This is a genomic window from Streptomyces sp. NPDC005004 (assembly GCF_053600675.1).
The window spans coordinates 135,037-158,345 of sequence record NZ_JBSGAH010000003.1; the positions used below are offsets into that span (position 1 = coordinate 135,037).

The 23,309-nt window shown below is 71.7% G+C and carries 22 protein-coding genes; 10 read left to right on the forward strand and 12 right to left on the reverse strand.

Features of this window, described 5'->3' with window-relative positions; all coding sequences use genetic code 11:
* Positions 1 to 15: 15 nt before the first annotated feature.
* From ACWEEU_RS04980 to ACWEEU_RS04990, 3 genes are all read right to left on the reverse strand, one after another.
* Positions 16 to 438: an acyl-CoA thioesterase gene (locus ACWEEU_RS04980; RefSeq protein WP_451728570.1), complete on the reverse strand. Its 423-nt coding sequence runs from the start codon at positions 436 to 438 to the stop codon at positions 16 to 18.
* Positions 439 to 491: 53 nt separating this feature from the next.
* On the reverse strand, positions 492 to 1,109 hold the full coding sequence (locus tag ACWEEU_RS04985) for a hypothetical protein (protein WP_451728573.1): 618 nt from the start codon (positions 1,107 to 1,109) through the stop codon (positions 492 to 494).
* Positions 1,110 to 1,216: 107 nt separating this feature from the next.
* On the reverse strand, positions 1,217 to 2,425 hold the full coding sequence (locus ACWEEU_RS04990; protein ID WP_385740304.1) for a pyridoxal phosphate-dependent aminotransferase: 1,209 nt from the start codon (positions 2,423 to 2,425) through the stop codon (positions 1,217 to 1,219).
* An 86-nt stretch (positions 2,426 to 2,511) separates the two neighbouring features.
* Between ACWEEU_RS04990 and ACWEEU_RS04995 the strand changes: the two genes are divergently transcribed.
* Entirely contained in the window at positions 2,512 to 3,150 is a 639-nt protein-coding gene (locus ACWEEU_RS04995; protein WP_451728577.1) for a winged helix-turn-helix transcriptional regulator, read from the forward strand.
* 66 nt (positions 3,151 to 3,216) lie between these two features.
* Here ACWEEU_RS04995 and ACWEEU_RS05000 read toward each other — a convergent pair whose 3' ends face one another.
* The 3 genes from ACWEEU_RS05000 to ACWEEU_RS05010 are packed head-to-tail and all read right to left on the reverse strand — an operon-like array spanning position 3,217 to position 6,809.
* Positions 3,217 to 4,017 carry a hypothetical protein gene (locus ACWEEU_RS05000; RefSeq protein WP_385740298.1) on the reverse strand — a complete coding sequence of 267 codons (801 nt, stop codon included), beginning with the start codon at positions 4,015 to 4,017 and terminating at the stop codon, positions 3,217 to 3,219.
* Entirely contained in the window at positions 4,017 to 5,285 is a 1,269-nt protein-coding gene (locus tag ACWEEU_RS05005; protein ID WP_385740295.1) for a VWA domain-containing protein, read from the reverse strand. Before ACWEEU_RS05005 ends, ACWEEU_RS05000 begins: the two co-directional genes overlap by 1 nt.
* Positions 5,286 to 5,294: 9 nt before the next feature.
* Positions 5,295 to 6,809: an IucA/IucC family protein gene (locus ACWEEU_RS05010; protein ID WP_451728581.1), complete on the reverse strand. Its 1,515-nt coding sequence runs from the start codon at positions 6,807 to 6,809 to the stop codon at positions 5,295 to 5,297.
* A gap of 171 nt (positions 6,810 to 6,980) precedes the next feature.
* Here ACWEEU_RS05010 and ACWEEU_RS05015 point away from each other — a divergent pair, with 171 nt between their 5' ends.
* From ACWEEU_RS05015 to ACWEEU_RS05035, 5 genes are all read left to right on the forward strand, one after another.
* Entirely contained in the window at positions 6,981 to 8,495 is a 1,515-nt protein-coding gene (locus ACWEEU_RS05015; protein ID WP_451728584.1) for an IucA/IucC family protein, read from the forward strand.
* Positions 8,496 to 9,194: 699 nt separating this feature from the next.
* On the forward strand, positions 9,195 to 10,256 hold the full coding sequence (locus ACWEEU_RS05020; RefSeq protein ID WP_451728587.1) for a sodium-dependent transporter: 1,062 nt from the start codon (positions 9,195 to 9,197) through the stop codon (positions 10,254 to 10,256).
* Between the two features lie 220 nt (positions 10,257 to 10,476).
* Complete coding sequence (locus tag ACWEEU_RS05025; protein WP_451728590.1) at positions 10,477 to 11,130, forward strand: response regulator transcription factor; 654 nt, start codon at positions 10,477 to 10,479, stop codon at positions 11,128 to 11,130.
* Positions 11,121 to 12,389 carry a sensor histidine kinase gene (locus ACWEEU_RS05030; RefSeq protein ID WP_451728593.1) on the forward strand — a complete coding sequence of 423 codons (1,269 nt, stop codon included), beginning with the start codon at positions 11,121 to 11,123 and terminating at the stop codon, positions 12,387 to 12,389. The genes ACWEEU_RS05025 and ACWEEU_RS05030 overlap by 10 nt, the downstream gene beginning before the upstream one ends.
* 38 nt (positions 12,390 to 12,427) lie before the next feature.
* Complete coding sequence (locus ACWEEU_RS05035) at positions 12,428 to 13,702, forward strand: COG4705 family protein (protein WP_451728596.1); 1,275 nt, start codon at positions 12,428 to 12,430, stop codon at positions 13,700 to 13,702.
* Positions 13,703 to 13,750: 48 nt separating this feature from the next.
* On the opposite strand, the gene ACWEEU_RS05040 is transcribed toward ACWEEU_RS05035, so the two are convergent.
* The 4 genes from ACWEEU_RS05040 to ACWEEU_RS05055 all read right to left on the reverse strand — a co-directional run bounded on the left by ACWEEU_RS05040 (position 13,751) and on the right by ACWEEU_RS05055 (position 16,855).
* Positions 13,751 to 14,122, reverse strand: a complete 372-nt coding sequence (locus tag ACWEEU_RS05040) for a DoxX family protein (RefSeq protein WP_385740283.1) — start codon at positions 14,120 to 14,122, stop codon at positions 13,751 to 13,753.
* A 71-nt stretch (positions 14,123 to 14,193) separates the two neighbouring features.
* Positions 14,194 to 15,045, reverse strand: coding sequence for an alpha/beta fold hydrolase (locus ACWEEU_RS05045; RefSeq protein ID WP_451728600.1), 852 nt, complete (start codon positions 15,043 to 15,045; stop codon positions 14,194 to 14,196).
* A 136-nt stretch (positions 15,046 to 15,181) separates the two neighbouring features.
* Positions 15,182 to 16,090, reverse strand: coding sequence for an NAD-dependent epimerase/dehydratase family protein (locus tag ACWEEU_RS05050; protein ID WP_385740277.1), 909 nt, complete (start codon positions 16,088 to 16,090; stop codon positions 15,182 to 15,184).
* A 12-nt stretch (positions 16,091 to 16,102) separates the two neighbouring features.
* Positions 16,103 to 16,855 (reverse strand): SDR family NAD(P)-dependent oxidoreductase, encoded by a 753-nt coding sequence (locus tag ACWEEU_RS05055; protein ID WP_385740274.1) that lies wholly within the window; start codon positions 16,853 to 16,855, stop codon positions 16,103 to 16,105.
* 135 nt (positions 16,856 to 16,990) lie between these two features.
* Between ACWEEU_RS05055 and ACWEEU_RS05060 the strand changes: the two genes are divergently transcribed.
* Entirely contained in the window at positions 16,991 to 17,497 is a 507-nt protein-coding gene (locus ACWEEU_RS05060; RefSeq protein WP_385740270.1) for a MarR family winged helix-turn-helix transcriptional regulator, read from the forward strand.
* Positions 17,498 to 17,767: 270 nt separating this feature from the next.
* Here the strand turns inward: ACWEEU_RS05060 and ACWEEU_RS05065 are convergent, their stop codons facing one another.
* Entirely contained in the window at positions 17,768 to 18,502 is a 735-nt protein-coding gene (locus ACWEEU_RS05065) for a flavodoxin family protein (RefSeq protein WP_385740267.1), read from the reverse strand.
* A 219-nt stretch (positions 18,503 to 18,721) separates the two neighbouring features.
* Between ACWEEU_RS05065 and ACWEEU_RS05070 the strand changes: the two genes are divergently transcribed.
* Together ACWEEU_RS05070 and ACWEEU_RS05075 are read left to right on the forward strand one after the other, a co-directional pair.
* A complete protein-coding gene (locus ACWEEU_RS05070) occupies positions 18,722 to 20,419 on the forward strand; it encodes an acetolactate synthase large subunit (RefSeq protein WP_451728606.1) in 1,698 nt (565 codons plus the stop codon).
* 172 nt (positions 20,420 to 20,591) lie between these two features.
* Positions 20,592 to 21,515 carry a restriction endonuclease gene (locus ACWEEU_RS05075; RefSeq protein ID WP_451728609.1) on the forward strand — a complete coding sequence of 308 codons (924 nt, stop codon included), beginning with the start codon at positions 20,592 to 20,594 and terminating at the stop codon, positions 21,513 to 21,515.
* A gap of 166 nt (positions 21,516 to 21,681) precedes the next feature.
* Here the strand turns inward: ACWEEU_RS05075 and ACWEEU_RS05080 are convergent, their stop codons facing one another.
* The gene (locus tag ACWEEU_RS05080) at positions 21,682 to 22,611 is read right to left on the reverse strand and encodes an NADP-dependent oxidoreductase (RefSeq protein WP_385751381.1); all 930 of its coding nucleotides are present in this window, start codon (positions 22,609 to 22,611) and stop codon (positions 21,682 to 21,684) included.
* A gap of 74 nt (positions 22,612 to 22,685) precedes the next feature.
* On the opposite strand from ACWEEU_RS05080, the gene ACWEEU_RS05085 reads away from it, so the two are divergent.
* Positions 22,686 to 23,066, forward strand: coding sequence for a winged helix-turn-helix transcriptional regulator (locus ACWEEU_RS05085; RefSeq protein ID WP_451728612.1), 381 nt, complete (start codon positions 22,686 to 22,688; stop codon positions 23,064 to 23,066).
* The last annotated feature ends 243 nt before the right edge of the window (positions 23,067 to 23,309 follow it).

Consider the following 23,309-nt stretch of genomic DNA (forward strand, 5'->3'; position numbering starts at 1 on the left):
TGACGCGTGGGGTGCTCAGAGACCGAACACGTCGAGGTCCGTGGCCAGTTCCTTGAACACCTCGCGCGGGTCGGTGACCAGCTTCCGCCGCTCCAGGTCCATCAGACCGCCCACCGCCGTGACCTCGGCGGCGAGGGTGCCGTCGAGTTTGCGTATCTCCTGGCGGATGCGGAAGGTCTTGCCCTCGGACCACTCGAACGCGCAGGTCACGTCGGTCTCGTCACCGGCGAGCAGTTCGTGCCGGAAGCGGATCGTGGTCTCCAGGGCGACCGGTCCCACACCCCGGCCGACGAGGCGAGCCTGGCTGATCCCGGCCGCCTGGAGCAGGGACCAGCGGGCGTGCTCGGCGTAGTTGAGGTAGACCGCCTGGTTGAGGTGGCCCTGGGTGTCGGTCTCGTAGCCGCGGACGGTCACACGGACGGAAAACGGTTCGGGCACTGCGTCCCCTTCTCGCGTCGGACTTCTCCGGTCACCCGATCTTGGCACGCGGCTCACACCCGGCGCGGGGACGCCAGCAGATAGCGCACGCGGGTACGGGGCTCGGTGTACACGCCGGGCTGCCAGCCGGCCTCCTCCAGGGTGGCCGCGCAGGCACGCAGCGCCTCCTCGTCCGGGGCGTACACGGCGACCGCCTCCGGCTGCGGGGTGGCGCGCACCCGGTAACCGGACATCTCCGGGCCCTCCGGCTCGTGCCCGGCCGCCTCCAGCGCGAGCGCGGCGGCCCGTACGAGATGGGTCCGCTCCCAGCCGCACGGGCGGTCCGTGGCGCCGTCCCGGTTGGTCATCCGGCGCATCTCCAGGAGCCCCTGCCAGGCGCCGCGCACCTCGCGCAGCCGCGCGGGACCGGAGACCGGCGCCTCCTCGCCGCCGAGCCGCGCCGCGAAGACCCCGCCGGAAGCAGGTGCCTCCGTGGTGGCGGCCGGCTCCTGCTCCCGTATCCGCTGCCCCGCCGGGGTCAGGAAGTGATCGTGCGGCGGCCTCGGGTGCCGGAACGCCAGCCCCCGCTTCACCAGCGCGGCGAGCTGCGTCCGCGTCCCCCGCAGCCGCCCCGTCTCCGGATCGGCCCCCTCGATGACCCGCCGCTGCGCGGCGCTCGGCGGTCCTCCCACGACCGGCTCCCTCCGCTCCCGCACCACTCCGAACGGGCCTGCCCGTACGGCGGACCCGTCTCGAAGCGTACGGCCGGGGTCCGACAACGCCGGCCGCGCCGGTCCGGCTACTGCCGGTACCCGCTCAGGAACCGTCCGATCCGGCCGATCGCCGCCTCCAGGTCGTCCGCGTGGGGGAGGGTGAGGATGCGGAAGTGGTCGGGGGTGGGCCAGTTGAAGCCGGTGCCCTGGACGACCTGGATCTTCTCGCGGAGGAGGAGGTCCAGGACGAAGCGCTCGTCGTCGTGGATCTTGTGAACCTTGGGATCGAGGCGCGGGAAGGCGTACAGGGCGCCCTTGGGCTTCACGCAGGAGACACCGGGGATCTCGTTCAGCTTCTCCCAGGCGACGTCGCGCTGCTCGTGGAGGCGCCCGCCGGGGCTGGTGAGGTCGCGGATGGACTGCCGGCCGCCGAGCGCTGCCTGGATGGCGTACTGCGCGGGGGCGTTGGCGCACAGCCGCATGGAGGCCAGCATGGTCAGGCCCTCCAGGTAGTTCTTCGCGTGCTGCTTGGGTCCGGTGACCACCAGCCAGCCCGAGCGGAAGCCCGCGACCCGGTAGGTCTTGGAGAGGCCGCAGAAGGTGAGGACGACCAGGTCGGGGGCGAGGGCGGCGGCCGAGTGGTGCACGGCGCCGTCGTAGAGGATCTGGTCGTAGATCTCGTCGGCGAAGACCATGAGGCCGTGGCGGCGGGCGAGGTCGAGGATGCCCTCGACGATCTCCTTGGGGTAGACCGCGCCGGTCGGGTTGTTCGGGTTGATGATGACCACGGCCTTGGTGCGGTCCGTGATCTTGGACTCCATGTCGGCCAGGTCGGGGGTCCACTCGGCTTGTTCGTCGCAGATGTAATGGACCGCTTTTCCGCCGGCCAGCGTCGTGACGGCGGTCCACAGCGGGAAGTCCGGGGCCGGGATGAGGATCTCGTCGCCGTCCTCGACCAGGGCCTGGACGGCCATGGAGACCAGTTCCGAGACGCCGTTGCCCAGGAAGACGTCGTCCACGTCAACCTCCAGACCGAGGCCCTGGTAGCGCTGGGCGACGGCGCGGCGGGCGGAGAGGATGCCGCGCGAGTCGGTGTAGCCGTGCGCCTGAGGCAGCATCCGGATCATGTCCTGGAGGATCTCCTCAGGTGCCTCGAACCCGAAGACGGCCGGGTTGCCGGTGTTCAGGCGCAGCACGCTGTGCCCCGCCTCCTCCAGCGCGTCGGCGTGCTCTATCACCGGGCCACGGATCTCGTAGCAGACCTCACTGAGCTTGTTCGACTGCCGGAACTCCATGCGCCGCAACCCTTCGCCGTCTGGTGTCACTTGGTTTTACCAAGCAGGAGCTTGGAAAGTCCAACGAACTGTCTAGACTGCGTCCCATGCCACCTCGCCGACGCTACGACCAGTACTGCTCCGCGGCCCGCGCCCTCGACCTCGTCGGGGACCGCTGGACCCTGCTGATCGTCCGGGAACTGCTGGCCGGTCCGCGCCGCTACACCGATCTGCACGCCGACCTCCCCGGGGTGAGCACCGACGTCCTCGCCTCCCGCCTGAAGGACATGGAGCGCGACGGCCTCGCCGCCCGCCGCCGCCTCCCGCCGCCCGGCGCGGCCTACGTCTACGAACTCACCCCGCACGGAAGCGGGTTGCTGCCCGTGCTCCAGGCGCTGGGGGAGTGGGGCCGGGACGGCCTGGAGGAGCGGCGCCCCACCGACGCCGTGCGCGCCCACTGGTTCGCGCTGCCCCTGCTGACCGCGCTGCGCGGAGTGGACACCGGACCCGGGACGCTGGAAGTCGGCCTGGATGAGGGGAACTTCCACCTGAACCTCGGCACCGAAACCGGACCGGTCTACGGCGACGGCCCCGCGCCCGGCGGCGCCGACGCCCGGCTCGTGATGGACGAGGGGACGTGCACGGCCGTCGTCCGGGGGGAGTTGACGGTCCCCGAAGGGATACGGGCCGGGCGGATCGCCGTGACCGGCGACAGCCCGCTGGGCAAGGCGCTCCGGGAGGAGTGAGCCCCGGGAACGACCGAAGGCCCGCCACGGGGGCGGGCCTTCGGCCTCGATCACCGGCTGCGGACCTCAGGCGCCCGGCGGCACCCGGTACGGCCGTCCCGAGCCGCGCGTCAGCGCGTACCCGCCGATGCCGGCGAGCGCGGCCAGCACGCCGCCGATCGCCGTCCACACCCAGCGGTCGGACCACCAGTTGGAGGACCAGCCGTCGTCCGGCTCGATGCCGGAGAGCACGGCCGGCTTCGAACCGTCGTCCTCCGCCCGCGACGTGACCGCGATGCCCGGCACCAGCGGCTTGGCGAGCGAGCCGTCGACCGCCGCCGCGCCGCCGATGTCCTTGGAGTCGGCGCGCACTTCGGTGCTCACCGGCTTGCCGAGGTCGGCGGAGGAGAGGTTCAGCGCCGTCAGGCGGATGTAGTACGTGCCCGGCAGCGGGTCGTTCGCCCACGGCTCGGACCAGGCCCGTACCGTGCGCAGCACACAGGCCAGTTCGACCGTGGGCGCGTCCTGCGCGGCGGTGCGCGTCGCGGCGCCGTACTGGCACGCCTGGCGGCGGCGCAGACCGTCGTAGACGTCGATCTGCCAGGTCTGGCCCGCGTGGGACTGCGGCAGCTTCACCGTCGCCCGCACGGTGGGACGCTGTCCCGCGTCCGCCGCGAACGACCAGTAGAAGTAGTCGCCGGTGGAGCCGGAAGCGGTGGCCCGCTGCCCCTGGTCCATCTCCGCCGCCGTACGGAACGACGTGCCCGCCTGGGTGGGCGCCTTGGCGTCGGAGGACGCGCTCGGCGAGGGGGAGGAGTCGGCCACGGCCGGGGCGGCGGCGAGTCCGAGCGCCAGCGCGGCGGTGCTCAACACATGAGTGAAACGCATCAGTTGGTCCTCCAGACCGCGACCCGCCAGCGCGACAGCCAGCCCCACAGCAGACCGGCGACGAAGCCGGTGAGCACCAGCGCGCCCAGCAGCCACCAGCCGCGCCCGAGACCGAAGGCGGCGACGTCGTGCGCCGCGGACGGACCGTCCACCACGTCCACCGTCAGCTCCAGCGGCAGACCCGGCGTGGTCTTCACACCCGGCGCCGCGGAGAAGGAGTTGGTGACCTGGAGGCACACGGGCTCGGCGGTCGCGGTGTCGTCGTCACTGTCCGGCTTGGGGTAGCGCAGACCGGTGGAGATCACGTCCGTGCGGCCGGTGCCGGCCGCCTCGCCGCGCACGATCTCGCGGCCCTTCGCGGTCACCGCGCGCAGCAGCACGCCGTAGTCGGGAGAGACCGCGCGGTCGTCCGCGACGCTCACCGAGGCGCGCAGCTCCTGCCCGGGCCGCACGTCGACCTTGTACCAGCGCTCGCGGCCGAACTCCTCGCGGTCGGTGAAGAGTCCGGACTTCAGCGTCGGGGCGGCGGCACAGGAGGCGGCGCCGTCGGTGGCCACCGGGGTCACCACGGGGTCGGCGGCGCGGTCCACCAACTGGCCGACACGGTCGGACAGTTCTTCCTTGTGCTGGACGGAGGTGTAGGTGCCGCCGGTGGCGTCCGCGATGCAACTGAGCTGGTCGCGGGTCTTGGCGTCCGGCACCAGGCCCAGGGTGTCGATGGTGAGCCCGATGCCCTTGGCGGCTATCTCGCGGGCCACCTCGCACGGGTCGAGCGGCTGGCAGGTGTCCTCGCCGTCACTGATCAGGACGATCCGGCGGGTGCCGTCGCCGCCCTGGAGGTCGTCGGCGGCCTTCAGCAGCGCGGGGCCGATCGGTGTCCAGCCGGTCGGCGAGAGCGTCGCCACCGCGGTCTTGGCGTCGGTCCGGTCCAACGGGCCCACAGGGTAGAGCTGTTCGGTGTCCTTGCAGCCCGTCTGGCGGTCGTTGCCCCGGTAGTTGGCGCCCAGGGTGCGGATGCCGAGTTCCACCTCCTTGGGCGTCGCGTCGAGAACCTCGTTGAACGCCTGCTTGGCCGCGGCCATTCTGGAGCCGCCGTCGATGTCCCGGGCCCGCATGGAACCGCTGACGTCCAGGACGAGTTCGACCTTCGGGGCCGCCGCCTGTGGCTCCGTCTCGTCCGCCACAGCTCCGCCGGGAAACGCGATCCCGGCTCCCAGGGCCGCGAGCAGGGCACAGACGCCCGTCGCCAGCCGATGTCTTCTGATCATCGGCGGATCCTATTGACCGGACGCGCCACGCTCCAAAACGAACGGGTGTGGCAGTGCCGCCCATTGGTCACCCGGCGACTCGGGCGACAGCCGCATCAGCGTCAACGCCTTGGCGGGCAGCGGCTCGTCGCACAGCGCGGCCAGATCCGGCGTACGGGGCAGGTGGGGCGACGCGCCCCGCAGCGCGGCGGCCAGCGCCGGGCCCGAACCGGCCGTCCCGGCCAGCGCGCCCGCCACCAGGGAGCCGAACAGCTTGCGTCGCAACACCGTGACGTCGTCCGAGATCAGACGCCCGGTCAGCGCGGGCGGCGCGATGCCGTGCCGGGCAAGCCGCGCCGGGCTGATCCGGATGTCCGCCAGATCGCGGTAGACCAGCCGCAGCGGCGTGTCGTCCGCCGCGAGCACCACGAGCAGGTTCTGCCCGTGCGCCTCCAGCGCGACACCGAGGTCCAGCAGCCGCAGACCGGTGGTGAGCGCGAGCCGGGTGAAGGCGGTCATCCAGGCGGCGGACCGGGGCAGTTCCGTCGCGGCCAGCGCCGCCACCGGCACCACTCGCTCACCCGGACCCGCGTACGCCTCCGGCGACTGGCGCAACTGCGCTGCCAGGTCCGGGGAGTGGGCGGTCGCCGCGCCCAGCGTGCGGGTGACGTGCAGCAGACCGTTGGTGCGCTCCGCCAGTTCGGTCACGAACGAGGAGAGCGTGGCCGACGCCCGCACCGAGTACACCGAGATGTCCCGCACCGAGGAGGTCAGCCGGGCGCTCAGCGCGGTCTTCACATGAGGACCCCCCGGGATGGCCAGCGTGCGCAGCGCCATCAACGGGTGCGCCGCGCGCCAGGGTTCGGTCGACCGCTTCAGCACATGCGTCGCCTGCCAGGGATGCACCGGCAGCAACAGATCTCCCCCGGAGCGCAGTTCCTCCGGCCAGTCGCCCGACACCAGGCACTCCGACGCCGGTACCGCGACCGTGCCCAGCCGCACCACCGGCCGGTGCTCCGGACCGTACGCCAGCTGGTCCGCCACCGAGAAACCGGGCCGGGAACGGCAGTTGGGGTGGTACGGGTGGCCGTCGACCACGCGCTGCTCCCACTCCCAGTCGTGCGCGGGCCACTCCCCGGACTCCTCGGTGTCCGCCCGCGACAGCGCCAGCGAAGCCACGCTGCCCGCGAGTTCCCCGGCGAAGGCGGCCGCGTGCGGCACCGCGAGGTCCGCCGTCAGGCGCGCGGGATCGTCGTAGCGCTCGCGGTCCAGCCACAGCGCGCGCACGTGGTCGCCGGTCGCGTACGGGTCGGAGCGCGGGCCGCGCAGCGTCCGGCCGCCGGTTAGGCGCAGGGCGTGCCCCTCGGCGTCCGTGGCGCGGCCGGTGATCCAGGGGAGCGGCTCGTGGACCAGCGCCCGCCACAGCCGGGTCAGCACCGCCGCCCGGGCCCCCGGCAGCGCGGCCGCGTACCGGCCGAGCAGGGCGGGCCGGACGGCGGCCAGCTCCTCGGCGATCCCGGCCTCGGCAGTGGGAGAGTGGTACACGTCGGCTCCTCGGGGACGGGCAGCTCAGAGCACGATTGTCGGATACGCGGGCCATACTGAGCGCGACCGGTCCCCGGACGAGAACCGGCGGACAGCGCGGTCCGCCTCGGCGCGGACACCGGCGTCGAAGAGCCCGACGAATTCGGCCGAAGCGCCGACGAGCACGAACGAATGGATCGCGTGGACCTCCAGCCTCACACCGACGACGCCGGCCGGCGCGCCGACGCCTACGCGGCGGCGCCCCTGCTCAACTGCCTGCTGCGCGAGGTCGCCACACCGGTCCCGGACCCCGGCGAGCGGCCCGTCTACCGGCTGCCCGGCACCGGCCGGCTGCTGCGGGTGCGCCCCGGCCGCCGCCCGGCGGAGCCCGAGGTGCGCGCCGGGGACCGATGGCACCGCATCGGCCACACCGAGCTGGTCAAACTCGTCGCGGAGGAACTGCGCCGGCACACCGGCCTGACCGGCGGCGACCTGCCCGCCGAGATGATCGACAGCCGGGACACGGTCGCCGCGCTCCTCGCCGCCCGCAGCCGCACCGTCGCGCCCGAGGACCCGTATCTGCGCTCCGAGCAGTCGCTGATCACCGGCCACCCGCACCACCCCGCCCCCAAGGCACGCGGCGGCGGGCCGGCCAACGCCTGGCTGCGCTACGCCCCCGAGGCCCACGGTCGCTTCCCGCTGACGCTGCTCGGCGTGCGCGAGGACCAGGTGGCCGGGGAAGGCGACACCGGTGCCCTGGACGCCCTCGGCACCGCGCCGCCCGGCTACCGGCTGCTGCCCGCCCACCCCTGGCAGCTCGACCTCCTCGCCCACGACCTTGCCCCCGCCTTCGAGGACGGCCGCCTGGTCCGGCTCGGCGAGACGCCCTTCGTGGTGTGGCCGACGGCCGCCGTCCGCACCGTTTACGAGCCCGAGCGCGACCTGTTCCTGAAGTTCAGCCTCGACGTCCGCATCACCAACGACATCCGCCGTCTGTGGCGCCACGACCTGGCCAGACTCCGCCGCACCGACACGGCCGCCACCGGCGCCTTCGCGGCCATGGCCGGCCCCGCCGCCTGGCTGAGCGACCGGGGCTACCGCACCGCCGCCTTCGCCTTCGAGGAACTGGCCGTCCTCGTCCGCGACGGCCTGCGCGGCCATCTGGTGCCGGGCGCCACTCCGCTGCTCGCCGCCGGGCTCGCCGAGGGCTTCGACGGCAGCCCGCTGACCGCCACGTCCGACCCCGACGCCTGGTGGACGGCGTACCTGCGCGCGGTCGTCCCGCCCGCGCTCACCGCCTTCGACACCCACGGCGTCGTCCTGGAGGCCCACCTCCAGAACACCCTGGTCGCCGTGGACGCCGGTGGTACGCCCGTCCAGGCGCTGTTCCGCGACGCCGAGGGGGCCAAACTCCTGCCCGAGGTTCCCCGTGCGGCCGGTTGGGAGCGGCTCGTCTACTGCCTGGTCGTCAACCACCTCACCGAGATCGCCGCCGCCCTCGCCGAACACCACCCCGGCTTCGCCCCCTGGCCCACCGCCCGCCGCGAACTGGCCCGCCACGGCGTGCCGGAGATCCCGGCCCTGCTCACCACGCCCAGCCTGCCGGGCAAGACCAACCTGCTGCTGCGCTGGACAGCGGCGGACGGCGCGGACGCCCGCTATCTGCCCCTGCCCAACCCCCTGGCCGACGGTCCCGCGGACGTGTGATCCAGGCTCGCCGGTGTCGTTCCCGCATCCGCGGGGGTTGCTTCGAGCCGAGCGACGGCTACGTGACCAACCTGCTGTCGTCTCCGCGCCGGGGTGTACTGGGCCGTGATCCGCTGGAGGTACGCCCCTCTCATCGATCGCAGCAGCGCCTGCTGACCGTGCCGCACACGCCGGACCCGGTCTTCGCATGGCAGACGCCGAACTCCTGCGCCGTGAGACTCATTCAATTCTTCGCCCGGTCGGCCCACAGACCTTCCAGGGATCGAGCCGTTCTTCAGCAGTGCAGGGCCTCCGTTCGGGAGGTCCACGGCAGAAAGAGCGAGAGATGATCGGCGACGTCACCTCTACCGACATGCTCGGTGGCAGAGTCACCTTCACCCAGACCACGGACTCCACCGTGCGCATGACCGGTCAGTTCAACGACGGCTTCGACGACCCCAACGCACGCTGCCTCCTCTACGTCGGTGACCTGCCTCCGGCGGACCACCTCGACGTCACGGTGTCCCCCTTGGCGCTCGCAGAGTGCGGGGGGAGGACGCCGGATGACGGTTGCCCACCGTGGCGCCGGCTGCCTGAACACACCCTGACTGCCGCTCCGTCCGTTCCGTGGGCCCACCACGGTTCACCGCACACACGCGTACGGTCTGCGCATGGCGGTCTTCCGTCCCGCTCCCCCCCCCGCGACGGAAGCAGACCGCGATGCACCCACCCGATCCCACCGCCCGTCCGGCGCCCACGGACCGTGCGAGCGCCTGGCTGCGCCGCCGTCTGGGCCGGGCCGTCGTCCTCTCCTACGCCGCAGCCCTGCTCGTGCCGGGCCCCGGCCTGTGGCTGCGCCACCTACACGAACTGCCGCTCGGACCGCTGATCCGAATGCCCGTGTCCACCGCACCATGTCTGCTGTGGCTGGTCTTGTTCTCATCCGGACTCCAAGTCTCCCTCCGGGAGTTGGGCCGAGTACTGCGGCGCCCGAGTGCACTGCTGGCCGGGCTCGCGCTGCATCTGGCGATCCCGTTGCTGGTCATCCCGTGCGTCGCGGTCCTGCTGCACGCCTCGCCGGACACCGACGGCGGCAGCGGCCTGATCGCCGCGATGATGCTGATCGTCGCGATGCCCGTGGCGGCCGGCGCCACGGTGTGGTCCGGCAAGGGCGACGGCGACCAGCCGACCATGGTCGGACTGGTCCTCGCCTCCACCCTCGTCAGCCCCCTCACCACACCGCTCGTGGTCGAGCTGCTGTCTCCGCTGCTCAGCGGCGGCTACGCCGGCTCGCTCGCCATGGGTGTCCGCACCGCGGGCCGTGGCTTCACCTTCGTCGGCGTGGTTCTGCCCTGCGCGGCGGGCATCCTGGTCCGGCTCGTCCTGCCCACGTCGTGGCACGGCCGGGCGCTGGGGGCGGTGGTGCCCGCGGCGCTGGCCGGCTCGCTGGTGCTGACGTACGTCAACGCCAGCGGCGCCCTCGGCACCTTCGTCGCCCGGCCACGTCCGCTGTTGCTGGGCGCCGCGCTGGGCGTGGCGGCACTGGTCTGCCAGCTCTCGTTCGTGCTCGGCCGCTGCGCGGCGCGGCTGCTGCGGCTGGACCCGCCCGCCGCGTCCTCGCTCACCCTCGCCTGCGGCATGAACAACAGCAGCGCCGGCGCCGTACTGATCACCGCCGTGCTCCCGGACAAACCGCACCTACTGCTCCCGGTACTCGCCTACGGCCTGTTCCAGAAGACAGCCGCCAGCCGAGTCGTACGGGTCGGTCCCTCCGCGGGGTGACCCATCGCCCAGCCCATCGCGGGCCCCGGCCGGCCGCCGGAAAACCGGTGCGTGCAGCCTCTCACCGGAGTGCGGCGGGCGTACCGATGGCTGCGACCGCGCGGGTGAAGGGGGTCGTGGCACAGGACAGGGCCGTGCGGCACCAGCGGACTACTCCTGACCATCAGGCTGCTGACCAGGGAAGATGGAGAACCGGGAGGGGAGTATCTAGGGTCGGCGGGTGGCTTTCATCATGGTGTGTGAAGACGACGCGGCGGTCCGCGGCGTCCTCAAGCGCGCCCTGGAGCACGATGGCCACACGGTCTCCGTCGCCGCCACGGCCGACAGCCTGCTGCGGCAGCTCGCACCGGCACCCCATCTGGTCGTCCTGGATCTCGGGCTCCCGGACGCCGACGGCCGCGACGTCTGCCTGGCCCTGCGGGCTCGCGGGGTCGACGCACCGGTGTTGATGCTCACCGCCTTGGACGGCCTGCATCACAAGGTGGGCGGCTTCGAGGCCGGCGCCGACGACTACATGACCAAACCCTTCGACATCCCGGAACTGCTGGTCCGCGTCCGTGCGCTGCTGCGGCGGGCCGCCGTGGCGCCCTCACCGCGCGAGGTCTTCCTCGATCCGGCGAAGCACGTGGTGACCCACGGGTCGGTGACCGAGAGCCTGACGCCGACCGAGTTCCGGCTGCTGGGCCGCCTGATCGCCTCGCAGGGCGACGTGGTGCGCCGCCACGCCCTCGTCGCGTCCGGCTGGCCGCACGGGGCGCGGGTGAGCGACAACACCCTCGACTCCTATGTGCGGCGGCTGCGGGCCAAGCTCGGTCCGCTGGGTGTGGCCGAACGGCTGGCGACCGTCCGCGGCGTGGGCTACCGATGGCAGTGACGGGATTCCGCAAGCGGGTCGTCGCGCTCACCATGCTGATCGCCACCGCCGTCGTGGCGATCCTGGTGGTGGTCTCGCACGTCCTGCTCAGCCGCGTGACGGACGCCGACGCGCACGACCTGGCGCGCACTCGCGCCGAGGCGGTCGCGGCGAACGTCACCGCCGAAGGCGGCCGTGTCGTACTGACGGAGAACAGCAGCGAGGCGCTGGACGAGGTCGCCTGGGTGTATGGCGACGGCCGCCTGATCGACGGAGACGTCCCGCCGAGCCTGGTCGGCCGCGTCGAGGAGCTGGCGGACTCGGGGCGATCACGGACCGCGTCGGTCGGCGATTACCTCTTGTACGCGCGAAAGGTACCGGTCGACGGTCACCACGTCATGGTGATCGTCCGGGTGGACCTCACGCCCTACGAGACATCCGAGCAGCGCAGCCTGACCCTGTCGCTGGTACTGGGCGGCCTCACGGTCCTCCTCGCGGGCGGTGTCGCACACCTCGTGGTGCACCGCGCGCTGCGGGTCGTGCACGAAATGGCCGCCCTCGCCGACGACTGGGGCCGGCACGAACCCGGGCGCCGCTTCGACCTCGGTGTGCCCCGCGACGAGTTCGGGGAACTGGGGCGAACCCTGGACAACCTCCTGGAGCGCGTGGACAACGCGCTGGCGGACGAGCGCCGGCTCACCGATGAGATCGCCCACGAGCTGCGGACACCGCTCACGGTCCTGCGGGCCGAAGCGCAGCTGGCGCAGATCTCCGGCGAGCCAGTGCCGCCGGAGGCGGTGCTGAGCGAGGTCGACCGCCTCGGTACGGCGATCACGACGCTTCTGCGCGCCGCGCGAGCACGGACGGACAAGGGAACCCGGTGCGACCTGCGCTCCGCCACGCGGCAGGCGATCGCCGGCCGTGCGGTCGAGGTCGCCTTTCCCGCGGCGGTCGAGGTCGCCGTGGCGGCCGACGTCGCCGTGTCGCTGCTGTCACCCCTGCTGGACAACGCCCTGCGACATGGGAAGTCCCGGGTGTGGATCACCGCACGCGACCAGGGCGAGGCCGTCGTTGTCGATGTCCTGGACGACGGCCCCGGATTCGATCCGGCGGACGTCGACCGGGTCTTCGAAGCGGGGGTGACCGGCGGCGACGGGTACGGGCTGGGGCTGCCCGTGGTCCGGCGTATCGCCGCCTCGGCCGGTGTGGAGGTCCGCGCGGTCGCTGACCGCCGCGGTCATGTCGAGGTGACGTTCCCGGCCGCCCGAGCAACCGCGTAGTCAGGTTAAGTGCAGACTCCCCGCGTCACTCTCCCCGCATGACAACGACAACGGAAGCACGCGCGCGCAGCGGGCGTCTCCTCCTCAACAAGGTTCCCGAGGTCACCATATGGTTCTGGGCGATCAAGATCCTTTGCACGACCGTCGGTGAGAGCTTCGCCGACTGGATCAACATGAAACTGGGCGTCGGCCTGGTCGACACGGCGTGGATCTTCACCGCGGTGTTCGTGGTGGTCCTCGCCGTCCAGCTGCGGCTGAAGCGGTACGTTCCGTTCCCCTACTGGCTGACCGTGGTCGTTGTCAGCGTCACGGGCACCCTGTACACGGACATCCTGACCGACCAGATGAACGTGCCGTTGTGGATCAGTTCCGCGGTCTTCTCGGTGCTGCTCGCGGTGGTCTTCGGCGTGTGGTGGCTGCGGGAGCGCACGCTGTCGATCCACTCGGTCACGACGCTGCCACGTGAGTCGTTCTACTGGCTCGCCGTTCTCGTCACCTTCGCGCTCGGCACCGCGACCGGCGACTGGACTCTTGAGCTGACCGGCTGGAGCCCGGGCGTCTCCGTGTTGCTGCCGCTCGGACTCATCGCGGCGATCACGCTGTTGTGGAAGTCCGGCGCCAACCCGGTGCTGTCCTTCTGGCTCGCCTACATCCTGACCCGTCCCCTGGGCGCGAACATCGGGGACTGGCTCGCCTCTCCCAAGGTCGCCCAGAGTCCGGGCGAGCCGACCGGTCTCGCGCTCGGCACGTTCACCACCAGCCTGATCTTCCTCGGGCTGATCCTGGCGACGGTGGTCTACCTGACGGTGACGCGCTCGGACGTGACCGAGACCCACGAGGCGACCCACGCCGTACCGGTCACCCGCAACCCGCGCAGGGAGCGCACCGCGCTGGCCGCCTTCGGACTGTTGGCCGTCGCCACCGCGGGCCTGCTGGTCTGGGCCCATGGCCGGCCGCACGTCGGCCCGGCGCCGGAGGAGGACAACACCTCCGCCGTCCACATGGCTCCCGGCCAGGCGGTGAAGAAGTTCCCGCCCGCCAAAGTCACCGCGCTGAAGAGCCTCGCCTCCACCTCGCTCGAGGACGCACGCTCGGGGAACGCGGCCGGGGCCCACGCGGCCGCCCAGAAGCTGCGTGACCTGTGGGACGCCGACCAGCCTTCGCTGCAGCCGCTCGACCAGACCGGCTGGACCTCCATCGACGCCCAGATGGACAAGATGCTCAAGACGTTCGGCATCGATCACTCGAACCCGCCGATGCCGCCCGCGCAGCAGGAGAAGGAACTGAACGCCCTCCTGACGGACATGGGCTGACGGAGCGACGGGCGGCGCGACCGTGATCGTGCCGCCCGGCGCTCCGCATCAGAACGCGTAGGGTCCGAACCGGCCCCAGGCCACCGTCACGGCCAGGATCAGCAGTGCTCCGCTGGGTGCCAGCGCCGGTATCTCTCTGCGTCGCAGGTGCATCGCCACGGCGCCGGTCATCACGAGGGCCAGTCCGGTTGCGGAGATCGGGACCAGGACCGTCGCGATGTCGGCCATGGCGGGGAGGGTCACGCCGATCGCGCCCAGGACCTCCAGCGTGCCGATCGCGTGCGGAGCCCAGCGCGGTGCGCCTGCGGCCCAGTCCTGGGCGGCGATGTACTTCTCATGGGACAGGACCAGCTTGAAGAGGCCGGAGAAGAGGAAGGCCGCGGTGAGCAGCGCGGCGACGACCCACAGGACAGCGTTCATGGTTTCCCGTTCGGAGTAGGGACGTACACACGGAGGTCGACCCGACCGGGCGGACGGGGGTGGGCCGGAGGTCAGGCGAGGAAGGCGGCCACCGTCTTGGTGAACCAGCCGGGGTCTTCCTCCGCGACGAAGTGTCCGGTCGGGGCGACCACGCCCTGGACGGTGTCGGCGTGGGGAGCCAGGGCCTGGGCGTTGGTGGTGCCGGACGGGGTGGAGCCGATGGCGAGGACGGGCATGGGAAGCTTCCGCTCGGCGAGCAGGGCGAGGTTCTCGCGGCCGTCGGCCAGCAGGGTGCGGTAGTGCTCGAAGCCGCCGCGGAGTCGTTCGTGGCCCGTGTACGCCTGGGCGTAGGCGGCGAGGTCGTGGGCGCTGAAGGTGCCGGGGTTGGACATGGCGGTGAACGTGGCGGTGAAGAACTCCAGTTCGTGGCCGTCGAAGAGCATTTCGGGAAAGTGGGGGCTCATGAAGAAGCCGAAGTGCCACATGCCGCCCTCGGCGACGTTCATCGCCTCCTCCAGGCCGAGGCCGGGCAGGAGGGAGTCGACAAGGATCAGGTGGGAGACGTCTTCGGGGTGGGCGGCGGCCCAGGCGAAGGCGACCATGGAGCCGATGTCGTGGCCGGCCACGGGGCCGGTGAGGCCGAGGCCGGTGAGGACGCCTCGTATGTCGTCGGCCTGACGGGTCTTGGCGTAGCCGTCCTCGGGCCGGTCGCTGTCGCCGGTGCCGCGCAGATCGGGTGCGACGACGGTGTGGTTCCGGGCGAGTTCGGGCATGACGCGAGCCCAGGCGCGCGAGGTCTGGGGCCAGCCGTGGAGCAGGACCAGGACCGGTCCGCTGCCGCCGACAGCGACCGAGAGCCGGGTGTGGTTGGTGTCGATCCGCTGCACGGTGAAGCCGTCGGGAAGCCAGTCGGCAGTGCTCATGGCAGGGGCCCTTCGTCGAGGAAGTGGTCGAGCAGGTGCGCTGAGGGAAGGCCGTGCTGAGGGAAGGCCGTATCGAGGCGCATCGGGGTGAGGGGCTCCGCCACCGCAGGTGACGCGTGCGGTGGCGAAGCCGTGGTCACCCCGCGGGGGCGGCCAGGCGGCGCAGGCGCTCTTCACCGATCATGGTCAGCATGTCGGTGTGCTGGGGCTGCCAGCCGAGGTCCCGCTGCGCGCGGACGGCGCGGATGCGGCCGGAGACGCCCATGACGAGGGCGCCGAATTCGCCCCACACGTCGGCTGCCTCCCGGGGGGTGAGGCTGCGGGTCTCGACGCCGAGGTCGGCGGCGACGCGTTCGGCGATCCAGCGGTTGGGGGTCTCTCCGGCCACGGCGTGGTACAGCCCGCCGGGCCGGCCCCTTTCCAGGGCGAGGGAGAACAGGCGGGTCACGTCGTCGATGTGGACGTGGCTGTAGGTGTTCAGCCCTTCGCCGATGTAACAGGCCGCCCCAGTCGCGGCGACCGACCGGTAGACCATCGACACGTGGCCGTGATCGCCGGGCCCCCAGATCAGACCGGGCCGGACGACCATCGCACGCGTGCCGTCCTGGGCGGCGGCCCGGACGGTGTCCTCGGCGGCCTTGCGGTAGGCGGCCAGGGGCTCGGGCGTGACCGGGTCGTCCTCGGCGAAGACGTCCGGGCTCCAGGCGCCCCCGGTGCGCTGTACCAGGACCCCGTTGCCGGAGAGGAAGAGCAGTGTCCTGTCCGTGCCGGTCAGGGCCCGGACGAGGTCCTGGACGGTCGCGGTCTCCTGTTCCGGTCCGGCGTGTGCGGCGTAGACGACCGTGTCGGCGGCCCGGGCCGCCTCGACGACGGTGGGGCGGTGCTCGTCCAGGTCGCCTGCCACGGGGGTGATGCCCTGGGAGGCGAGGGTGGCGGCGGCGCTCTCGGTACGGGCCAGGCCGGTGACCGTGTGGCCTTCGGCGGACAGGTGCCGGGCGAGGGCGCCGCCGACGAAGCCGGTGGCGCCGATGACGAATATGTTCATGGTGAGGCTTCGTCAGGAGGGCAGGGCGCTGAGCTCGCCGCCGTCGGCGAACAGGACGGCGCCGTTGACGTAGGAACTGGCCGGGCTCACCAGGAAGGAGACGATCTCGGCGATCTCGCCGGGGTCTCCGGCGCGGCCACGGGCGGTGGCCTTGTCCAGCATCGAGGTGTGCTCGCCGAGCATGGCCTTGGTGCCCTCGGTGTGCACGGGACCGGGCGAGACGGTGTTGACCCGCACGCCGGACGGGCCGAACTCGGTCGCCCAGTAGCGGGTGAGGATCTCGGCACCCGCCTTGGAGGCGCCGTAGGCGGCGCCGACGGGAGCGGGCATACGGGCGGCACTGGAGCCGACGATCACGATCGAGCCCTGGCCACGCTCGGCCATACCGGGCGCCAGCGCGCCGACCAGCAGGAACGGGGCGCGCGTGTTGACCGCGACCTGCCGGTCGAAGCTCGCGGCGTCGGTCACCGCGGTCGGGGCGAACTCGTACAGGCCCGCGCTGTTGACCAGGATGTCCACCGCTCCGGCCTCGGCGGCCAGGCGCAGCGTGTCCTCGGCGTCGGTGAGGTCCGCGGCGACGAAACGGGCACTGCCGCCCTCTGCCGCGATCTGCTTGACCAGAGCTTCGCCCCGGGCCTGATCGCGGCCGTGCAGGACGACGTCCGCGCCCTGGCCGGCCAGGTTCTGCGCGATTGCCTTGCCGATGCCCGAAGTCGCTCCCGTCACGAGTGCGGTGCGGCCCTGCAAAGCGGTGCTGGCGGTCATGGTGATCTTCCTTAGCCATCGTGTGTTCGGCGCGCGGCATGGGTCTCGCCGGCGCCCTTCCCGCATCCACTATGCATCGCAGATGTTCTGTTGACAAGAACATCTGTCGTTGCGCGTATGTAGTACGATGGGCGGGTGAGTGCATCCGCGTCCGAGAACAAGAAGCCGCGCGCCGAGGCGGAATCCCGGGCGCTGGACACCGACCTGGGCTGGGCGATCCGCATGGTCTCCACGGCGTTCCGCCGCGTCGCCACCGACTCGGTCGCGGACCTGCCCGGCGGAGCGCGCGGCTACCTGGTCCTGGTCGCACTGGCCGGCGGCAGCGAGCCGCCGTCACAGCTCGCTCTGGCCAAAGAGGTGAGTCTCGACCGCACCGTGATGACCTACCTCCTCGACGACCTCGAAGCCCACGATCTGGTGACCCGCAAGCCGGACCCCCGCGACCGGCGCGCCCGCCAGGTCCTCATCACCGACACCGGACGCGCCCGCCTCGCGCAGGTACGCGAAAGCCTCGGTGCCGCCGAAGCGCGCCTCCTCGCCGACCTCGGCCCCAAGGACACCGAGCAACTGCGGACGCTGCTGGCCCGCGTCGCCCAGACCGCGCAGCGCGACGTCGTCGCCCCCGACGAAGCGGAGTGCTAGCCGCTCACGACCATGCGGCGCAGCGGCTGGAACAGGGCGCGACTGCCTGTTCCCTCTCCGCTCGCATGGCCGACGGGTTCGAACAGCGGCCTGGTTCGGGTGAGTTGGCCGGTCCGCGGGCGTTGAAGAGGAGCCTCTTCGCGGCTCACGGTTGTCGAGTCCAGCGAGAGGCACGGGGCGCGTCGTCGACGAGCAACCCCGTATACGGCCCAAGCGGCGTCCTCCCGGATCGACCCTTCACTCCGGAGGAACCGCACCCATCGCCATTCGCTATCGGTGCTCGGGGTTCTCGTAGTCGTGGCGGCAGCCGGCGTCCCAGGCGGTGCGCTGGTTGCCGAAGGCCGGGATACCGCCCAGGTCCTTCAGCGCCCGGGCCAGGTGCAGCAGGTTCCAGGTCATGAAGGTGGTGTTGCGGTTGGTGAAGTCGTTCTCCGGGCCGCCCGATCCGGGGTCGAGGTAGGAGGGACCGGGGCCCGCCTCGCCGATCCAGCCGGCGTCCGCCTGGGGCGGGATGGTGTAGCCCAAGTGCTGCAGGCTGTAGAGGACGTTCATGGCGCAGTGCTTGACGCCGTCCTCGTTGCCGGTGATCAGGCAGCCGCCGACACGGCCGTAATAGGCGTACTGGCCTGCCTCGTTGAGCAGGCTGGAGCAAGCGTACAGACGCTCGATCACCCGCTTCATCACGGAGCTGTTGTCCCCCAGCCAGATGGGACCGGCCAGCACGAGGATGTCGGCCGCCATCACCTGCCGGTACAGATCCGGCCAGTCGTCCCTCTCCCAGCCGTGCTCCCTCATGTCGGGCCACACGCCGGTGGCGATGTCGTGGTCCACGGCGCGCACGACGTCGACGTGCACACCCTGGCCGGTCATGATGGCGGTGCTCCGGTCGATGAGCCCCTGGGTGTTGCTCGGCTCCGGGGAGCGCTTGAGGGTGCAGTTGATCACCAGGGCGCGCAGGTCGTCGTAACCGGCCGGCGGTGCGTCGGCGGGCGGCGAAGCGGTCACACGGTCCTCCCCAAAGCCCTGCCGCCGCTCGGTGCGACGGCGCGTTCACATCCGGGTCCAGCCTGCGAGCCGCACGAGACCGGTGCCAGCGCAACGCCGCCGAACGGCTCCGGCCGTGCCCGCGGCCAGGACCGAAGCCCGGAACGAGGTCCCCACCGGGGACACCCGGCCGGACCCCGATGACTGGCCGGGGCAGAAGGGCGTGCCTACCGTCCTGTCATGGGCAGAGAGGGCGAGAGCGGGTCGCAGAACACGTCGGCTGTGGAGGATGTCGCGCACCTGTTGGCGCGTTGCCTGCGGGCCGAGGGGGTGGAGTACGTCTTCGGGATTCCCGGCGAGGAGAACATCCGGTTCGTCGACGCGCTGGACGGCTCCGGCATCCGGTACGTCCTGGTGCGCCACGAGCAGGCCGCCTCGTTCATGGCGGAGATCTACGGGCGGCTGACCGGCCAGGCCGGCGTGTGCTCGGCGACGCTGGGTCCCGGCGCGATCAACCTGCTGCTGGGCACCGCGGACGCCACGACCAACAGTGCGCCGGTGGTAAGCCTCGCGGCGCAGGGGGCGCTGCGGCGAATCCACAAGGAGTCGCATCAGGTCATCGACCTGGTGTCGATGTTCGCTCCGGTCACCCGGTGGGCTGCCCGGATCGAGTGTCCGGACGCGGTGCCGGAGATGACCCGCAAGGCATTCAAGACCGCGCAGAGCGAACGGCCCGGAGCCGTGTTCCTGGCCGTGCCGGAGGACATCGAGGCCGCACGTCCCGCGGAGTCCCTCGCACCCCTGCAGATCGACGTGGTGCGCGCCGACGCACCCTCACCCACCGAGATCACACGGGCGGCCGAGGTGCTTGTCTCGGCTCGCAATCCCATCGTGCTGGCGGGCCACGGCGCCGCCAGGGCCCGGGCGTCGGCCGCTCTGGTTCGATTCGCCGAGCGGCTGAACATCCCGGTCGCGACCACGTTCCACGGCAAGGGTGTCTTCCCCGACGACCACCCGAACGCCCTCGGCGCAGTGGGCTTCATGCGCCACGACTACGGCAACTTCGGCTTCGACGCCGCCGACGTGCTGGTGTGTGTGGGCTACGAGGTCCAGGAGTTCGACCCCGTCAAGATCAACCCGAACGGCGACAAACGGATCCTGCACGTGCACCGGTTCCCCGCCGAAGTCGACAGCCACTACCCGGTCGCCGTGGGCGTCGAAGGGGACCTGTCAGAGGCTCTGGACGCCCTCGCCTCCGCGCTGCCCGAAGGACTCGCCTACCGCGGCTCCTCGTCGAGCAGCGCGAAGATCCGCGCGCTGCTCGACGAGGAGCTGCGGTACGGACGCGACAGCGACGCCTTCCCGTTGGTGCCCCAGCGCGTGGTGCACGACATCCGGGCCGCCCTGGACCGCCACGACATCGTCCTCGCCGACACCGGGGCGGGAAAAATGTGGATGTCCCGCCTCTACCCCACATACGAACCGGACACCTGTCTGGTGTCCAACGGCCTTTCGACGATGGGTTTCGCGTTGCCCGGTGCCATCGCCGCCAAGCTGGCCCGGCCGGACCGGCGGGTGCTGGCGGTGATGGGTGACGGCTCGTTCCTGATGAACTCCCAGGAACTGGAGACCGCCGTCCGCGAACGCGTTCCGCTGGTCGTCCTCGTCCTGGTGGACGAGGAGTACGGTCTGATCACCTGGAAGATGGAACTCGAACTCGGCCGCCACAGCCACACCCGGTTCACCAACCCCGACCTCGTCGCGTACGCCGAGAGCTTCGGCGCACGCGGCTACGCCGTCGAAACCGCCGCTCAACTCCTGCCCGTGCTACGCCGTGCCCTCGACGACGACACGGTCTCGGTGATCGCCTGCCCCGTCGACTACTCGGAGAACTTGCGCCTGACCGACAAACTGGGCGAGCTCCACGGTCCGTTCTGACGGAGTGGCCAGCGGCGGTCACGTCGAGGCAACTGCTTGATCGCCCGGCTCGGCGGCGGCCCACTCATGTATCGGCGCTGCGGGACGGGTCTTCCCCCTCCCCGCCGGTGAATTCGGTGATCTTGGGAACGAGGACATGAACGATCTTCGTTCTCGGGAGGGGAAGACCGGCATGACCGTACCCGCACCACGCGACCCACGCCTGTACCGCGACCGGCGGTTCGACCTCCGTACCACCACGCTGTTCTTCGTCCTGCTGGCGCTCGTCCTGTGTCTCGTGGCATCGGTGGCCCGACTCGCGATGGGCATGGTCGAACGCCGCCCGGAATGGGCCGGACTGCTCGCCGTACTGATCGTCGCGTCCCTGCTCGCCTCCCGGTCCCGGTGGCGCAGGCTGTCCGCCGCGAGATGCGCGCGCCGCGCGGCCGAGGCGCTGGAGGCCGCGGCCGAGACCGCGTCCGACAGCCTCCGCGACATGCGCCATACGGCGCCGGAGGGCGTGCGCGGCATGGCGGTTGCCGAGGACGTCAGGGGCGCGGCGGCGGCCGTGGCGGTACCGGCCGTCGAGTGCCCGGCAGGCGCGGCGGAACCGGCCTCCGGGTACGGTGCCGGCCCCTTCCGCCCGGAGGCGCCGCCGGCGCCCAGCCCGGCGGCGGCAGCGGGGGAGGAGGCCACCGCCGTTCTCGACCTGCCGGTGGACTGCTCCGAACTCGACCCCGACGCCTTCGAGCGGACCGTGGCCGACCTGTGCCTGCGTGATGGCTGCGGGGACGTCGAAGTGGTCGGAGGGGCCGGGGACTTGGGCGCCGACGTCACGGCCGTCACCCCGGACGGGCGGCGCCTGATCGTCCAGTGCAAGCGCTACGCCGAGACCAACAAGGTGGGCTCGCAGGATCTCCAGCGGTTCGGCGGCACCTGCTTCACCGTCCACGAGGCCGACATCGCCGTGGTCGTCACGACGAGCGACTTCACCGCCCCCGCCCTCGAATACGCCGAACAGTGCGGAATACTGTGCGTGAACGGCGACGAACTGAGTGCCTGGCACGACGGCACCGGGCCCCGGCCGTGGGACTTCACGGTCATGACCGCTCCCTGAGCGGCCCGGCGGACACGAGCGGTCCGCTACGTGGTGGACCGACATCGCCGTACACGTCGCCCCACTCCTCTCACCAGCGGCACCGCCGTCGCGGCCGTCGGGGTGTACGAGGCCGTCGCCGGCGGCCCTCAGTGGGGCCCCGTTTTCGCGAGGCCCCACGACGGGATCAGACGGTGAGGACGAGCTTGCCCTGGAGGTGACCGCCGTCGAGCAGCCGGTGCGCGTCGGCGACGCGCTCGAACGGGAACGTCTCCTGCACGTGGACCCGGAGCCTGCCCTGTTCGACGAGTTCGACCAGACCGCGCAGGGCCACCGGATCGGGTTGGACCGCGATGCCGCTGAAGCGCATACCGGCCGCCTCGTACCTGGCGATGAGCTCCACATCCTCCTCGGCGACCGCCGTCACCAGGTGACCGCCCGGGCGGAGCACTTCGAGGGACCGCTCGACGGTGTCGCCGCCGATCGTGTCGAGCACGACGTCGATGTCGCGGACCGCCTCGGTGAAGTCGACCGCCGTGTAGTCGATCACCTCGTCGGCGCCGAACCCCTCGACGAACTTCCGCTTGCTTGCGCCGGCGGTGGTGATCACGTGAGCGCCGAGTGCCTTCGCGATCTGGATCGCGACGTGGCCCACCCCGCCACCACCGCCGTGGACCAGGACGCGGTCGCCCTCCCTCACGCCGCCGAGGTCGACGAGGCCCTGCCACGCCGTCAGCCCGACGACCGGCAGCGCCGACGCCTCGACGTGCGAGAGCGACGCCGGCTTGTGTGCCAGGTGCAACGCCGGCGCCGACACGACCTCGGCGTACGCGCTCGCCGCCCGCGGGAACAGCGGCATCCCGAACACCTCGTCACCGGGCCGGAACCGCCACGTCCCCGGTGCCTCCTCGACCACGCCGCTGATGTCCCAGCCCAGAATGAACGGCGGCTGGCCGATCAGCGGGAACTCGCCGGCGCGCAGGCGCGCCTCCAGCGGGTTCAGCCCGATCGCCTTGACGCGGACGAGGACCTCGGTCGGAAAGGGCAGGGGCTCGGGCGCGTCCACGATGGTGAGCACCTCGGGACCGCCGAGCGTCTGCTGGGTGATGACTCGCATGACTCTCCTGGCTTGGGAAGGGGAGAGGACCCAGGCTACGAATCCGACAGGAACCGGCAGGTACCTTTGGCGCCATGAGCGGTTTCGGTCCCGGGGATTGCTTTCTCGCCGACTGTCCGGCGCGTCTTGCGGTCGAGCTGATCGCCGACAAGTGGACGGTGGTCGTGCTCTACGGCCTCAGCAGGGGCCCGGTGCGCCATGGCCGGCTGATCGAGCTGATCGGCGGCATCTCCCGCAAGATGCTCACCCAGACGCTTCGACGGCTCGAGGCGCATGGACTCATCCGCCGCCACGCCTACCCCGAGGTGCCGCCCCGCGTCGAGTACGAGCTCACCCCGCTCGGGGCGACACTGATCGATCCGATCCACATGCTGACCGAGTGGGCGAGAGCGAACGGCGACGCAGTGCTCGATGCGCTCGACGCCGGCCCCGAGACGGTCGCCCACGGCGACTGAGGCCCCCCACCAGGGACAGCCCCTCCGGAATCCGCCCCAGCCGGTACCGCCATCCAGCACCCCCCAGCCCATTCACCCAGCGGAGTGGATCGGTCCGACACTCTTGGCGGTGTACGTCCAACTGGACGGTGTGGTCTCTAAGCTCGCGGTGGCGTGACGGGCGGCGCGGCGGTTGGCGGCGCCGCGGGAAAGCACGGTCGACGCGCAACCCGGGTTTTCCCGGCGGGCGCACGGCAGAGGGTG